Origin of the sequence: Yersinia ruckeri ATCC 29473, from assembly GCF_000754815.1 — a bacterium.
Taxonomy (GTDB): Bacteria; Pseudomonadota; Gammaproteobacteria; order Enterobacterales; family Enterobacteriaceae; genus Yersinia; species Yersinia ruckeri.
Genome location: NZ_KN150747.1, coordinates 172,527 through 186,932, shown reverse-complemented (window position 1 = coordinate 186,932; position 14,406 = coordinate 172,527). Strand labels below are relative to the sequence as shown.

The following is a 14,406-nucleotide window of genomic DNA, read 5'->3' as shown; positions in this document are numbered from 1 at the left end:
GACGTTCTCTGATAAGAACGTGAGGTTAATGACAAAGTGCTCGTTGCGGTGAAAACCGGCAGATCGTCAAGACGCCGTGAATACGTCCTTGTAGGCTCGTTCCGCGCCATCCCTGGCGCGGACGCTTGACTCTTCTACCGGTCTTCCCCACCAGAGATCGCAGGATCGCGGTTTGTCAGCAGTCTGACGTTCTCTGATAAGAACATTTTTCCTTCTGGAGATGTTATCGACTCGTTCGACCAGAACTTTATACGCAAGAGTGGCAGATTATTAATAACTGCAGCATCCCAGGACGCTGGCATCGCGATATAAAGCCATCTACAGTGAGTCTTGCCGCTCTAACAATAAGATAAATGGAGAGAATCATGCCCTATGTGAACATAAAAATAACCCGTGAAGGTGCCACTGCTGAGCAAAAGAAACAGTTGATTGCCGGCGTAACTCAACTGCTTGTTGATACTCTGGGTAAAAACCCTTCAACAACAGTGGTCGTAATCGATGAGGTCGATACCGATAACTGGGGTATTGGCGGGAAATGCGTCACCGAACTGCGAAAAGCCCCCTAATGACTAATGAAATAGCGGGAAACTTATCTGTTTCCCGACCTGTGTCATAAAAAATATAAAACGGCATTTTAATTCTATTGACTCCCACCCAAGCAGCAGAGAGACTAACCCTATTTCACCCATGACTGAATATCGTTTAGAAATAGGCCGCTTTCTATGACCAGCAAAAATATTGCCGTTATTGGCGAATGCATGATTGAACTGTCGCAAAAAGGGACGGATCTTAGCCGAGGTTTTGGCGGTGACACTCTGAATACGGCGGTTTATATTGCCCGCCAGGTTGATGAGCAGGCGTTGAACGTTCATTACGTGACTGCATTAGGCACTGACAATTTCAGCAATGAAATGCTAGCAGCCTGGCAGAAAGAAAAAGTACAAACCGACCTGATTCAGCGCATGGATAACAAGCTACCCGGCCTCTATTTCATTGAAACCGACGAGACTGGCGAGCGCACATTTTATTACTGGCGCAACGATGCTGCCGCCCGTTTTTGGCTTAATAGTCCACAAGTTGACGAAATTTGTCAGAAACTGGCAGACTTCGATTATCTTTACCTTAGCGGTATCAGTCTCGCGATTCTTGATGCAGAAAGCCGCCAGCGTCTACTGAAATTGCTACAAACCTGTCGAGCCAAAGGCGGTAAAGTTATTTTTGATAACAACTACCGTCCGCGCTTGTGGCAAAGCCAGGCCGAAACGCAGGAAGCCTACCACGCAATGTTATCCTGCACTGATATGGCCTTTCTGACGCTGGATGACGAAGACATGCTATGGGGCAAGATGTCCGTTGAACAAGTGATCGATCGTACACAGGCGTTGGGCGTGAATGAGATTATTATCAAGCGTGGTGCTGATGCCTGCATCGTCTGGCATCGGGAAGCAGGGAGCCAGTTGCCTGCGGAACAGCAGGTCATTCCGGCAGTTCGCTTGCCAAAAGAAAAAATCGTCGATACCACTGCCGCCGGAGATTCGTTCAGCGCGGGCTATCTGGCTGTTCGCTTAACGGGAGGCAGCGCCCAACAGGCCGCAGTGCGGGGTCATCTGACCGCCAGTACGGTTATCCAGTATCGCGGAGCGATTATTCCATTGGCGGTAATGCCACCACGCTAATTAATAAGATAATGACGCTTATCGTTTTACGTAGGAAACTCATCGGGGCCCAAAGGCCCCGATTGAGTCAATTTACTGTGCGCTAGTGCTTTCAGGTAGCACTTCCGGTTTCACTTCTTCCGGCGTTGTCGCGGGGGTGTGCGGTACCATGATGCTGTTATAACTTTCCTGCAACGCTTTCACATTCACTTCCGGCTCACCTTTAGGCTGCACCAGAACCAGGGTGGTATCTTGAGACAGTTGCTGTTTTAGCTCTCGATTCAAATCGACCAATGTCAGACCGGACAGGAACGTCTGTCGCAGCTTCTGATACTGCTCTGGTGCAATATCAACCACACCACTTTGCTGAGAACGCAAGCGCTGGCTCATCAATACATCGGTGTCCGTGCGGGCATAAGTTGCAAACAACTTGCTCAGCTGGTCGGTTTTCTGCGCCATCAAAGCATCAAACTCAGCCTGACTTAAACCATTGGTACGTAGATTCGCCAATTCGGTAGCAATAAAGGTGGTACCTGCCATCAGATTCTCGGTCGGCGTATTCAAATGAATCGCACACTGAGCACGCTGATATTGTACCCGGCAGTCAAACCCAAGCTTCAGACTTTTTTGTGCGCTTTTTTCCAGTACCTGCTGAACATGCCAAAACAGGGCTTCTCTGGCTAAATCGCTACGCCAATAGCGGCTCAATGCCTGAGAGTCTTGAATCGGATGCCAAGCGCTATCCCACATCAATGAAAGTGTGTCCTGCGTGGCTTGTTCACTCATCAAACTTACCGGCTCCGACGGCAAAGGTGCCAACGTCGCAATAGAAGATGGAGTCTGGCGTTTCCCTTCCAAAGCAGAGAAACTCTTACTGATTTGTGCCACGAGATTACGACTATCAACGTTCCCAACCACATACAGCGTCATCGCATCTGGCGTATACCATTGCTGGTAGAACTGCTGTAACTTCGCGACGTCCACCGGAGGTGTCACAGGCTGGCCCGGATCGTGACCGAGCAGCGAGGAACCTTTCAGACGATACCGCCACCAGGCATCCTGCACATTTTGCGGGAAGGTGGCAATCGGATCGCTGGAAAGATTCAGCGCGGCATTAACTGTTTGCTCACTGATCGCCAATTTACCACTCGTATCAGATAACCAAGCCAACGCTTCTTTTATCAGATCGGGACGATTGTTCGGCAGGCTCAGACTGTAAAGCGTGAAATCATAAGAAGTAATGGCTGGAGGTAAAGGGCGATCGCTATCAACCCCCTGTTGCCACAGCGACTGGAGTTGGGCTGGTGTAAAACTTTGACTGCTGATTAACGCCAAACGCGGCAACAAATGAGCAAAACCGACTTGCTGAGCGCTTTCGGACAATGAACCCGTATTAACGACCAGACGTAGCTCTACTCTGTCGCTTGGGCGCTGTGGCGTTGCCAACAGCTGCCATGTAAACCCATTATCCAATTTACCCTGTTGCCAGGCAGGATCGGGCTGTAGTGCTTCAGCCTGCACATTACTGCTGGCGGCCGCCAACAGCAACCCACCAACTATAAGACGAATTCTGGTGCCCTGCATGTGAACCCCTACTTAATCACTATCCAAATGTAAAACTATCCAATGTTGAAAGAAATGACATGTCCAAACCAGTTCAACTATCTGAAAATCATTGGAATGCATTTATATTGGATAAAAAACCATACTCATCACAGCAGGTGAGAGCGGAAAACAGAAGTGTACCATTCTGTTAGACCGCATGTGTTTGCCGATGTCACTCATCATGACGAAAAATAATATTCAACAAACATCACCAAGCGATTTAAATGATAATGGGTAGTGTTTCATTATGCAGAAACCACCGGTAACGACAAGCTACCGGTGGCTGATTAATTATCTGAACGGTTACAGAACGTATCAGGAAGAAGAAACCCGGCTTCCTGGTTTATTCTCCTGAGTCTTATTCGACAATGTCGCCTGCAATTGGTCGTTATCTAACTGGTTACACCATTTTGCCACCACAATGGTGGCAACGCCGTTACCCACCAGATTTGTCAGGGCACGCGCTTCTGACATGAAGCGGTCGATACCCAGAATCAGTGCTAATCCGGCCAGAGGTAAATGCCCGACGGCAGAAATAGTGGCTGCCAAGACGATAAAACCACTACCTGTCACACCCGCGGCTCCTTTCGATGACAGCAACAACACCACCAACAAGGTGATTTGGTGCATGATATCCATATGAGTATTAGTCGCTTGGGCAATAAATACCGCAGCCATTGTCAGGTAGATCGAGGTACCATCCAGATTGAATGAGTAACCGGTTGGAATAACCAGCCCTACCACCGATTTCTTACAGCCGGCTCGCTCCATTTTTTCCAGCATCCGTGGCAACACCGATTCTGAAGAGGAGGTTCCCAGGACAATCAACAATTCTTCCTTTATATAACGGATAAATTTGAAGATATTGAAGCCGTTAGCGCGGGCAATAGATCCCAAAACCACCACGACAAACAGAATGCAGGTAGCATAGAAACAAACAATCAACTGACCCAACTGCAACAGTGTACCGACGCCATATTTACCGATGGTAAAGGCCATTGCACCAAAAGCACCCAGCGGTGCGAGGCGCATGATCATATTAATGATACCGAAAATAACGCGGGAGAAGCTTTCGATAACGTTGAAGATTAATTGACCTTTCTCGCCCAGTCGATGCAGAGCGAAACCAAACAGTACAGCAAACAGCAAGACTTGCAGAATGTTGCCGCTGGCAAATGCGCCGATCACACTACCGGGAATAATATCCAGCAGGAATGGAATAATCCCTTGCTGTGAGGCTTGATCCGCATACATTGCAACCGCTTTGGCATCCAGAGAAGCCGGATCGATATTCATCCCGGCTCCCGGTTGCACCACGTTGACAATCACCAGACCGATCAGTAACGCAATGGTACTGACAACCTCAAAATAAAGTAGTGCGATCGCTCCTGTTCGTCCGACCGCTTTCATACTTTCCATGCCGGCAATACCCGTCACAACCGTACAAAAGATCACTGGTGCAATAATCATTTTAATAAGTTTTACAAACCCATCGCCCAGAGGTTTCATCTGAGCGCCAATATCTGGGTAAAAATGGCCTAACAAGACGCCTAACGTAATTGCTGTTAGCACCTGAAAATAAAGACTTTTAAAGATGTTAGTTTTCATATCAATGTCCTTTTGGAGAAATGCACGGCGATTTGTCGTTATGGTCTCCGCAAATGAAAGGGACGCTTCATTTTTCTATTCCGCGCTAGCGCGAAAAATAACACCCCCATAACAATATGGCAGTCATTTATTATCGTAAATTGTCTCATTAACACGAAACTAAGAACTGAAACGCTTCAAGGAAAAGTAACCTGACAAACAATATGGTTAAATATTTGTGGTCAGGCTTGTCAAAACGGCCAGCAAGGGAAAAAACCAGAAAAAGAGCGGAGAGAAATAATGAAAGAAGGTGACTTCTTTTCGACCGAAAAAACCGGTCAACGTTTCAGAAAGCGTGCCTCAAACTCTTCACGCGCGACCGGGCGAGAGAATAGGAAGCCCTGCCCATAGGTGACTCCATGATCTAGCAACCATTTCAACTGAGCTTGGTTTTCAATCCCCTCAGCCATCACGCGTAATTCAAGTACCGTGGAAATACTGCCAATAATACTCGCCATAACATCGTCGTCAGGTAACGATTTTACAAAACTCTTGTCAATCTTGATCATGTCTATGGGCAAACATTTCAGGCAATTGAGATAATGTAGACTGGCGTAACCCATACCAAAATCATCCAACACAACAGACACACCCAATGCATGCAATTCGCGCAATAACACTAACGCTTCGTCAAGATCGGGAATATGGGCAGTTTCAGTAATTTCCAAAACGAGATGACGACCATCAATACCGTAATGATTAATAATGGTTTTTAGGTGTGGTAAGAAGGCATCATCCTGCACCTGTAAGCCAGAGATATTCACTGCCAGCGATAAATGAATCCCCTGCTGTTGCCAATCAGCCAGAATCCGACAAGACTCTTCCAATACCCAATTGCCTAATGGCACCATAACGCCTTTCTCTTCCACCAGCGGCAGAAAATCCGCAGGAGAAAGATAGGTTCCATCCGCCTGATTCCAGCGCAATAGGGCTTCGGCGCCCATCACCGTCCCGGTACTCAACTCACACTGAGGTTGTAAATACAGCGTGAAGTCACGTTTCTCAATAGCTTGAAGAATATCGTTTTCGTAAGTTAGCCGTTTCTGCGTTTTTTCGGATAAATGCGGTTCGAAATACAATATCTGATGCCGTCCCTGATGCTGAGCCGTCATCATGGCAGAGCTGGCATTGCGCATAACATCTTCGGCACTTTCCTGCTGATTAAGATATTGGGCGATACCGATACTGGCACGCGGGCGCAGCTGCATATTTTCGAAAGTTAACGGTGCGGTAACTTGCGCCATAATACGGCGAGCAAGTTGCAGGGCAGGGAAAGGTCGTGAAATCTTTTTTGCCAATACGGCAAATTCGGTTTTACTCAACTGCCCGAGCAAGCAATGATTATCAATGCATTGCTCCAGTCGCTGCACAATCGTCAGCAACAGTTGCTCATTTTGTAACTCGGTCATCACCCCGTAGGCTTCGTGCAGTGTTTCAATACCCACCACCAGCAGGTGGAATTTTTCCACCCGCTCACCGGATGCAATATGTTGCTCCAGCAAGGATAAAAATAGCGTGCGATTCGGTAATTCGGTTACTGGATGATGGTTACTGATACGATTCATCTCAGCGCAGACTTTAGAGAGTAACTGCTGATTCCGATTGTAATTACGCGCCAGCATGCCTATTTCGTCATCATAATGGCGTGCTGGAATAGTAAGCTGGTGGCCCAATACCTGTTCCTGAGAAATATTATCCAGCTCACGAGCCATCGCGCGTAAAGGGTGAACAATAAGTCGGTTAATACACCAGGTTATAGAAACAGAGAGAATCAATACCATCAACAGGTAAGTTGAAAACATGGTCGATAAGGTATTGATAATAAACTGGTAGATACGGAAAGAATCAGCCTGAAGTACCAGATAGGCCAAGGGCTTGGGATTGGCGGGAACGCTTTCTAAAGAATAGAGCGGTACCGTGATTTGTACCGGGAGTTGAAACACATGGCGCACCCAATCAGGAACCGGTCGCTCCGGCTTGAAATTGGCATGCAAGACCTGAAGGTTATTGGGCAATACCACGTTGGCCCGGCTTAAAATGCCAATAGGCAGCAGGCTATTTATGACGCGTTTGGTCTCCGGGAGATCCACACTCAGCACCGCCGCTGATAGAGGATTTTTAACGGAATACGCAATACTCTCCAACTGCTTGGCATAATCGTCTTTGCGTTGCTGCACAGAGTGGAACAGTTGAATGACGATAAAAATACAAATTGTCACCAGCGCTACACAGAACACTGTCGCCAGTTGTTTTATCGTTAACGAATGCCTGACCCGCAAACTCTTTCTCCGTCAATAAAGCCTGATAAAAAGCGACCTGACCACCCAGACCATCGCCAACTTAGCCTGAGTATACTCGATCGAGTGTCGATTTTACCTTGCGGTGCTAAACCGAGGGGCAAGGATATCGCGGGTTTCTATCTTTGCCTATTGGGAAGATAGGCTTTATGGGGTAAAAATTGCCGAAAAACGGCTTATTTGCCGATAAAGCCCGCATTACCGCTATTTAAAATCAGCGTAGGGCACCAAGGGTTGTGGTGGCATATCCAGATCGCCTTGCCAACCGGCCATTGAGTAGCGCAAATAAACCAGCGCGTGGCTCGGGGTATAATCTTTCGCCTGCTGAATATCGACTCCAGCACCTAATGTCCAATGGGAACTAAGCCGTCTTTCAATGATCGCTCGCAGCGTATAACCCACTCCACTGCTACTATCACCCAACTCCACCGCATTACGATCTCTCACCGTTTGGCTGGCCGAATTCAGTAACCCTTGTAGAGGATAACGCGGTTGATCACTAGTTGCCGAATGAGAAATAGAAATCGAACCACCCAGTTCCCATGACCAATTTTCTGTGCGTTCGCGATAGTTCACTGGTATCGCCAATGACAGATATTGCTGCGGACTGTAATAGCCCCCTTGCCCCAGAGTATAACCGCTAAGATCTTTCTGATAGTGCCACCACATGCCGTTCAAGCCAACGGTAACGCGGCGGTTATCTTCATTAATCAGCTTATAGTAGTAGCCGGTCATTAATCGCAGGCGCTGGTTATCGGCCACATTCTTTCCGGTCAGATAATGATAACTGACATCACTCCAGACACCATGTGCTTCGCCACGATCATAGCTGGTTCCCAGACTGACGCCGTTGGCTCGTACGCCCCCCCAGGTCACATTGGTATTAGGATCGACCCTGCCACTAAAAGCCAGCAACGAACTGGAGATAGGACGACGAGATGCCGTTGCCGTCCAGCCAATATGGTTCCAATCGCTGCTGTAACTGAGGCCACCGACCACATCCACGACGTCAAAGCCCAGCGGCGTGGTACCGATATCCGTTTCCCAGCTATCATTTTTCCAACCGGCAGAAATACTGGTGCCAGTTGCCCGTTGGTGCAGGTTAGTTAAGCAGGGGTTGGCAACGTCATAACAAGTGCCGGCCTTATAGCGTTCGTTCGCATTAAAGGTACCGGCATCCATTTGGATGGTATCCGCACGGAAAAATGCCCGCCCGTCAGACAGCGGCGTATCTACCTGCAACATAGTGTTGTGGGCTTTAAGATCGGAAATACCTTTGGTACCGCTGGAACGGACATAGTCATGATCCAGTGTTACGCGTGTATCCTGCTGGCGATACAAATCGGCAGCATCAGAACGGATACCGCGTTTCAGCCAGTCATCTGTCGCTTGATTACGCGTCAGTCGGGTGTAACTGTCGTTATCCGCTGGTAGGGTTGCTGTGATACCGCTGCTGACCATCGCTCGCTTGTAATCATCCTGCGCTAATGCGGGTTCACCCATCTGTTGGGATAAGCGTGCCGAGTCACGAAACAGCAGGGCATTGCTCTGCGAAGGTCCCTCTTTCTCCGCCAGCGGTTTCAATTGCTGGAAGATAGCCGCCGCTTTTTGCGGTTCGCCAACACCACTCCAGGCATTCGCCACCCGCCGTTGAGTATTGAGAGTCGCATCCGGTTGTGCCACCGATTCACTGTGTAACAGTTCGCGAGCAGAGCTGACATTGCCCTGAGCGACCAGCACCTCGATTTCCCCTAAACGAGCATCAGGGTTATTCGGCTCTCGGGTGCGAACGGCACGATAACCCGCCAGTGCCTGATCATAATCACCGCGTTCTAATGCCCAGTCAGCCAGCGTCAAGTCTATGCGGGAATCGGCTGGCTGTTGGCGCAACAAGGCAATAGCGGAAGTTTCATCCCCACGATTGCGGATCTGGCGCGCATTTTCCACTACCCGTTCGAATTGTAACCGCTGGTCCAACTCGCGAATATTGTCACTCCACTGCGCTTTCGGCAGGGTTGCCAAATGATTGATGGCCGGCGTATCGCGTCCGGTACCGGAAAGATAGAGCGAGTAAGCATAAACTTGTTCGGGATCATTGGGCTTGCGAGCCGCCAGTTGACTAAACTCAGTATCGGCGTCTTGCGGGTGTCCATCCTGATATAGCGCCTGCGCCAGACGGTAAGTTAGCCAAACATCGTCAGGTGCCATCTTTTGCGCTTGGCGATACGTTTCCGTCGCCTGACGCCAATGCTGCTGCGCCGCCAATTTCTCCGCCTGCTGTTTTAGCCCATCCAGCCTCAGTCCGTTCAGGGTGTCACGCATTTTGGCCTGTTGCCCCGGCGGCAAGCCATTGAGGTAAGCTATCGCCCGTTCAGGGGATTGGCGCTGATAAATATTCGCCAGTCCACGCACCGCACTGCTGTTGCCCGGATCCAGACGTAATGCTTGCTGATAAAGTGGCTCGGCGGTTTTATCATCATGACGAGCGACTGCAACGTCCGCCAATCCCAGCACTGCGTAGCTGTCGCTGCTGCCCAGTTGCCGCGCTTGCTGATATTTTTGCTGAGCCTGAGCATAGTTACCCGCCTTCAGTATCTTATCGCCCTCATTCACCAGCAACCAGTAACGGTTAGTTTTAATCAGACTGGTCCATTTATCGCTGTTTAGCCCATTGGTGTCCGCTTTTTTGGCCTGTTCAAATAAACTGTTCGCTTTTTGTCGATCCCCAGCTCGCGCATAGGCCATCCCTAACGCGCCTAGCACTTCGGCGTCATTCGGTGACGAAGATAGCGCCTGTTTCAGCTCTGGAATAGCGCTATTGCTCCCGCCACTATCAACTTGGGATAAACCGGCCAAACGTGCCTGGTAGCTGGGATCCGCCAGCATTTTTTCCTGTCGGGCCAGTTCTTTTCGCGCGTTATCTCCCTCCACGCCGTCACTGAAAACGTCGAGAAAACGATTTAATAGAGAAACACTCTGCGGGCTGACCGGCAACGTTTTGATGTTATCCATCCACAAATTGGCGGCCTGCACCTTGCCAGCCGGATCGGCGGCTATTTGCTGTAGCAGGCTATAGGCTTGGGCATCCTGTTTTTGGCTAAACAGCATTCTGGCTAACGCCATGCGCAGTGGAATATTACCGGGGAATTTTTGGTCCAACTGTTGCAACTGCGACATTGCCGCGGGTTCCTGCCCTGGCAAGCGCGCCACCAGTCGCCAGTACTCCACCGCCAGATCCAACGTAGGCGGTTCGCCTTTCAACAGCAAATCATATTGGGTTTTCGCTTCCTGAATACGCCCGGCGGTCGCCAGTAAACGCGCCTGTTGTAATTTTTGCATGACTTCGGGCTGCGTTAATGCCAACGCCATTTTTGACTGGCGATAAATATCAGAGTCAGGGGCAAGTTGTTGCAGTTTATCCAACTGTTTCTTCGCCTCCTCCATATTCCCTTGCCGGAGAGCCTGACGAACTCCGGCTGCCACAACCTCCGGATTATTAGGATCCATTAAACTCAGGCGATACAGGGATTGGCGTACCAGTTCGTCCTTATGGGTCGCTTCCCCCAGACGAACCTGTTCCAAAAGGAATTGGGTAGGAGCAATGGCCTCCGCACCTTTGGCCTGCGGCAATAGCGCCGCTAGACTAAAAGGAAATACACTCAGCCAGTTTAATTTGAAGTTTCGCATTGACTGCCCCAAGAGGGTAAAAGCTCACCCTGCTGATTAAAACGATAACGATTCTGTGCCCATCCTTGACCATAAAGCGTCAAAACAGAACTGTAATAAGCGTCGGATCCAGGAGGGAATTGTTCCACTCGCTGTAGCTGTTTTGTTAAAATTGCTGAACCGTGAGCCGCCTTACCCGCACTTAACAACGGCAATAAGGCTGCCGAAAAACCCACCGGTCCATTACCGACGGTTTTTCCACTGGCAGTATCGGTTTTCTCCGGAGGAAGACCCTGTTGTTGCGTAACCTCAATCATCGGCTGAAAACGCTCGATTAACGCCGCTTTCTGTGGGCTGTTGTCGGCTAACATGCCAGCCCATAGATAAACCCGAATCGCGTTATAACTGCCGATATTGGGCATGACCTTATCCGCTTGCCAACCCTTTTTTTTATGCCAAACCACCCAATCCGGTGAGAACCCTTTCGGCGCTGTTTCCAGCCATAGCCGCTGGTTTACCGATTTTATCGCCTTCCACGGTCCCTTATTCATACTGGCAAAACGTGCCAGTAGTTGCGGTGGCTGATAGCTGGGATTTAAGCGCCAGCTGTTGCCATGCACAAACCCCACTTTCCCCGGCAACAGCATGAATCCCAACCCTGGAATATTCACGACTTCCTCTTTGGCAATACGCTGTAACAACAGGGTACCGATAGTCGTGTAGCGCCGACTGTTCCACAGACGCCCCGCTTCCAGCAGGTCGTAAGCGATCCATAAATCAGCATCGGACGCGGGATTAGTGTCCAGCACGCCCCAGCTATTATCCTTTTTCTTGCCCCAGAGCCACGCCGGTAAATGAGCGGTTAAATCCCCCGCAGCCAGATTGTTTTCCGTCCAATCCAGCAACAAATCAAACGTGGGGCGGTCATTGGCTACCAACGCAAAAAATAATGCATAGCCCTGGCCTTCCGAGGTCGTAATCATTTTTGGGGAACTGGCATCAATCACCCGTCCCCCTTGGCTGATATAGTGTTGTTTGAACTGCTGCCATGCTGGCCATTCTCTCTCTGCTGCTACCCCACTACAGGCTAACAGCAACAGGCTGCATATCAGTCGGTTAAACATCACCACCATAAAACTTAATCCCTATCTTCCGGCGATAGACGGCGGCGGCTGACAGCCCGCAGAATGCGCCACAACAGCATGGCAGCCAAGACGACAACCAACACCGCGACCGCAGCCAGCATCACGGGATGAGTGGATAAGGCAAACCAAATGCGTTCCCACCAAGGTAGGTGACCCACCTGATAAGTATCGCCCACCCGCAAGCTGTTGACGCCCGAATCACGAATCACGGCAACGGAACCAAACACCGCCGCACGTTTACCGGTATCCAGTAACGCGTCGCTTAACAAGTCGTAACCGTGTGGACTGTCGGCCAACAACGCGACGATGCTGCGCTGGTCGTGATAAGGCGATTGAACACCAATAATCGCCGACATGGCACCATCGGAACTGATGGTAGTTTTACTATCAGGGACTAAATCCGTCGGATCAGATGTTGCCGCCGCGATCGCTGGCTGGCGGTTCGGCATTTTCACCCAGCTTTGGGTGGCATCAACCAGCAAGTTGATTTTCTTATCATCCCGTAGTTCTGGCGGAATAGCGCCGATCATCAGAATATCGGCATCTTTATCTTTTGCCTTGCTCCAGTCATCTGTAATGCTAATACCTATCGCCGGGTAACCTACCTGCGCACCAATATTTCCCACCGTATTCAATAATGCCGTGACCTGAGCGGGCTGCGGTTTAGGCTGAACCAAGACCAAGGTTTGGGATAAATCAGCCAAACGGCTAAATGGGAAGCCCGCATTGGCAAAGGAGCGCAAATCCGGCATTTCCATAAAGTGACGATAGCCGGAGAAGTCGATAGTCGAGTTGCCGTCGATCACCACATGGTTTGGCGAGGTGGTGAAGGTTTCGCAACGCCCTTCCGAGCTGCTGGCAATCAAGGTGCTGTAATCGAAATCAAAGCGTAGTTGGTTGGACATGCCTAATTTCAACGCCGGTATAGTGACCACTCGGGTATCGTCTTGCAGTCCCTGAATCAGTGGTAAACGCAAAATTTTAGCGTTTTCATTACGGCTCGGCACCAGTGGATAATCAGTAAAGAACTGGTCATTCAGACTGACACTCAGGCGTGAACCGTCTTTTAAGATAGGTGTGGTATAACGATATTTCAGCTGCATATCGATACCAGCGCTGCGCAACAAGAATAAGTCTGGCGGCAAATTCATCGAAAGCAGAATAGGTGGCGGCAACTGCCCATTACTCTGTAGCTGTTCAGGATATTGCTGTAGCTCTGCAAAAGTCATCGGCCTTTCGGTACGCACCCAGTTTGGCGCATCATAAGGGACTCGAGGAGCCAATTGCTCAACCTTGTCTACGGTAACATTTTGCCCACGGAACAGAATGTTACCCTGAGCAATACCGGTTGCCGCAACAATCAAATCCTTATCATCTCGCCCCAGAACCAGCAGTAACTTCACATAAGGATCATCCGGGTGGCTGATCATCTCCACCGTTGGCGCATTGACTGCCGGATAATCTTTCAGGAAATCAGGTCGCTTGTCGTTGGTCGCAAAAACTACCCCATGGCGGTCAGGAATCTGATTGAAGGTTACCGGGAAATGCTGACCACGCCATTGTGCTTGCTGGCCAAACCACGAGGCTAGAATCGCGGCGGCTTTTTGCTGCTCCACGTTTGGAGCAGCGGCAAAAACAATGGGCAGCGTCAGCGCTTGGCTATCACGTGTATCAAAGAATGGCTCAGGAAAATGAGATAAATCATTCTTCAGCGGCAAGGACTGATAGCGCAGATCCAACGAGCTAGCCTTGCCAATATTCAGCCACAACGCACTGTTTGTCGGGTTTTCGCAGATACCCTGATAATGCCCGATAAACACCAGCCGTAGGCGGTTGAAGTCGGTAATGTAACGCGGATCGATGTGTCGGGTTTTCGCAGATACCCTGATAATGCCCGATAAACACCAGCCGTAGGCGGTTGAAGTCGGTAATGTAACGCGGATCGATGGATAGCTGGATTCGATTCGATTTGCCCAATTGCTCGCGGGTAATCGCCATGACATTCATCAGTTCATCGTTCAAGTAGATTTTGAGCTGCGATTCAATTGGCGTCAGCGACGGTGACGGCGTGAACTCCAGATTCAAGGTTGCCTGAGTGACTACCTCGTCACTGCGCACACCGAATTCCAGTTGACCTTCCGGTTTGACGCTCAACAAGGAGAAATTTCCCGGCGGCGGAGCCAATTTGGCAAACGGGTATACCACATCCCGCACGGGTGCGACTTGCGACGTCACAGGATTCACCGCGGTTGCTACCAGCGAAGGGTCGACTGCCGCAGGAGAGGCCAATACCAACGGTTCGACCGCCGTACCGATTGGGGTAGTTTCGGCATGAGACAGTGTTGTTAGCCCCAGAGCCAATGCTGTAAACCAGGTTATTTGTCTAATCAT

At 49.8% G+C, this 14,406-nt stretch carries 7 protein-coding genes and 1 pseudogene; 2 read left to right on the top strand and 6 right to left on the bottom strand.

The window, feature by feature from the left end:
• The first annotated feature begins 365 nt into the window (after positions 1 to 365).
• Both DJ39_RS00775 and kdgK read left to right on the top strand, forming a co-directional pair.
• Complete coding sequence (locus tag DJ39_RS00775) at positions 366 to 566, top strand: 2-hydroxymuconate tautomerase family protein (protein ID WP_004723249.1); 201 nt, start codon at positions 366 to 368, stop codon at positions 564 to 566.
• 156 nt (positions 567 to 722) lie between these two features.
• Positions 723 to 1,676 carry a 2-dehydro-3-deoxygluconokinase gene (kdgK, locus tag DJ39_RS00770; protein ID WP_004723248.1) on the top strand — a complete coding sequence of 318 codons (954 nt, stop codon included), beginning with the start codon at positions 723 to 725 and terminating at the stop codon, positions 1,674 to 1,676.
• A gap of 72 nt (positions 1,677 to 1,748) precedes the next feature.
• Here kdgK and DJ39_RS00765 read toward each other — a convergent pair whose 3' ends face one another.
• From DJ39_RS00765 to bcsB, 6 genes and pseudogenes are all read right to left on the bottom strand, one after another.
• Entirely contained in the window at positions 1,749 to 3,239 is a 1,491-nt protein-coding gene (locus DJ39_RS00765) for a M16 family metallopeptidase (RefSeq protein ID WP_004723246.1), read from the bottom strand.
• Positions 3,240 to 3,575: 336 nt separating this feature from the next.
• Positions 3,576 to 4,868 (bottom strand): dicarboxylate/amino acid:cation symporter, encoded by a 1,293-nt coding sequence (locus tag DJ39_RS00760; RefSeq protein ID WP_004723244.1) that lies wholly within the window; start codon positions 4,866 to 4,868, stop codon positions 3,576 to 3,578.
• A 317-nt stretch (positions 4,869 to 5,185) separates the two neighbouring features.
• A complete protein-coding gene (hmsP, locus tag DJ39_RS00755; RefSeq protein WP_004723242.1) occupies positions 5,186 to 7,186 on the bottom strand; it encodes a biofilm formation regulator HmsP in 2,001 nt (666 codons plus the stop codon).
• 222 nt (positions 7,187 to 7,408) lie between these two features.
• The gene (bcsC, locus tag DJ39_RS00750; protein ID WP_038251078.1) at positions 7,409 to 10,891 is read right to left on the bottom strand and encodes a cellulose synthase complex outer membrane protein BcsC; all 3,483 of its coding nucleotides are present in this window, start codon (positions 10,889 to 10,891) and stop codon (positions 7,409 to 7,411) included.
• The gene (gene bcsZ, locus DJ39_RS00745; protein ID WP_004723238.1) at positions 10,873 to 12,003 is read right to left on the bottom strand and encodes a cellulose synthase complex periplasmic endoglucanase BcsZ; all 1,131 of its coding nucleotides are present in this window, start codon (positions 12,001 to 12,003) and stop codon (positions 10,873 to 10,875) included. Before bcsZ ends, bcsC begins: the two co-directional genes overlap by 19 nt.
• A gap of 5 nt (positions 12,004 to 12,008) precedes the next feature.
• Positions 12,009 to 14,406: pseudogene (gene bcsB / locus DJ39_RS00740) on the bottom strand (cellulose biosynthesis cyclic di-GMP-binding regulatory protein BcsB).

Coding starts and splice junctions, on each gene's coding strand:
- DJ39_RS00775 (WP_004723249.1), top strand. CDS start 366: ATGCCCTATGTGAACATAAAAATAACCCGTGAAGGTGCCACTGCTGAG.
- kdgK (WP_004723248.1), top strand. CDS start 723: ATGACCAGCAAAAATATTGCCGTTATTGGCGAATGCATGATTGAACTG.
- DJ39_RS00765 (WP_004723246.1), bottom strand. CDS start 3,239: ATGCAGGGCACCAGAATTCGTCTTATAGTTGGTGGGTTGCTGTTGGCG.
- DJ39_RS00760 (WP_004723244.1), bottom strand. CDS start 4,868: ATGAAAACTAACATCTTTAAAAGTCTTTATTTTCAGGTGCTAACAGCA.
- bcsC (WP_038251078.1), bottom strand. CDS start 10,891: ATGCGAAACTTCAAATTAAACTGGCTGAGTGTATTTCCTTTTAGTCTA.
- bcsZ (WP_004723238.1), bottom strand. CDS start 12,003: ATGGTGGTGATGTTTAACCGACTGATATGCAGCCTGTTGCTGTTAGCC.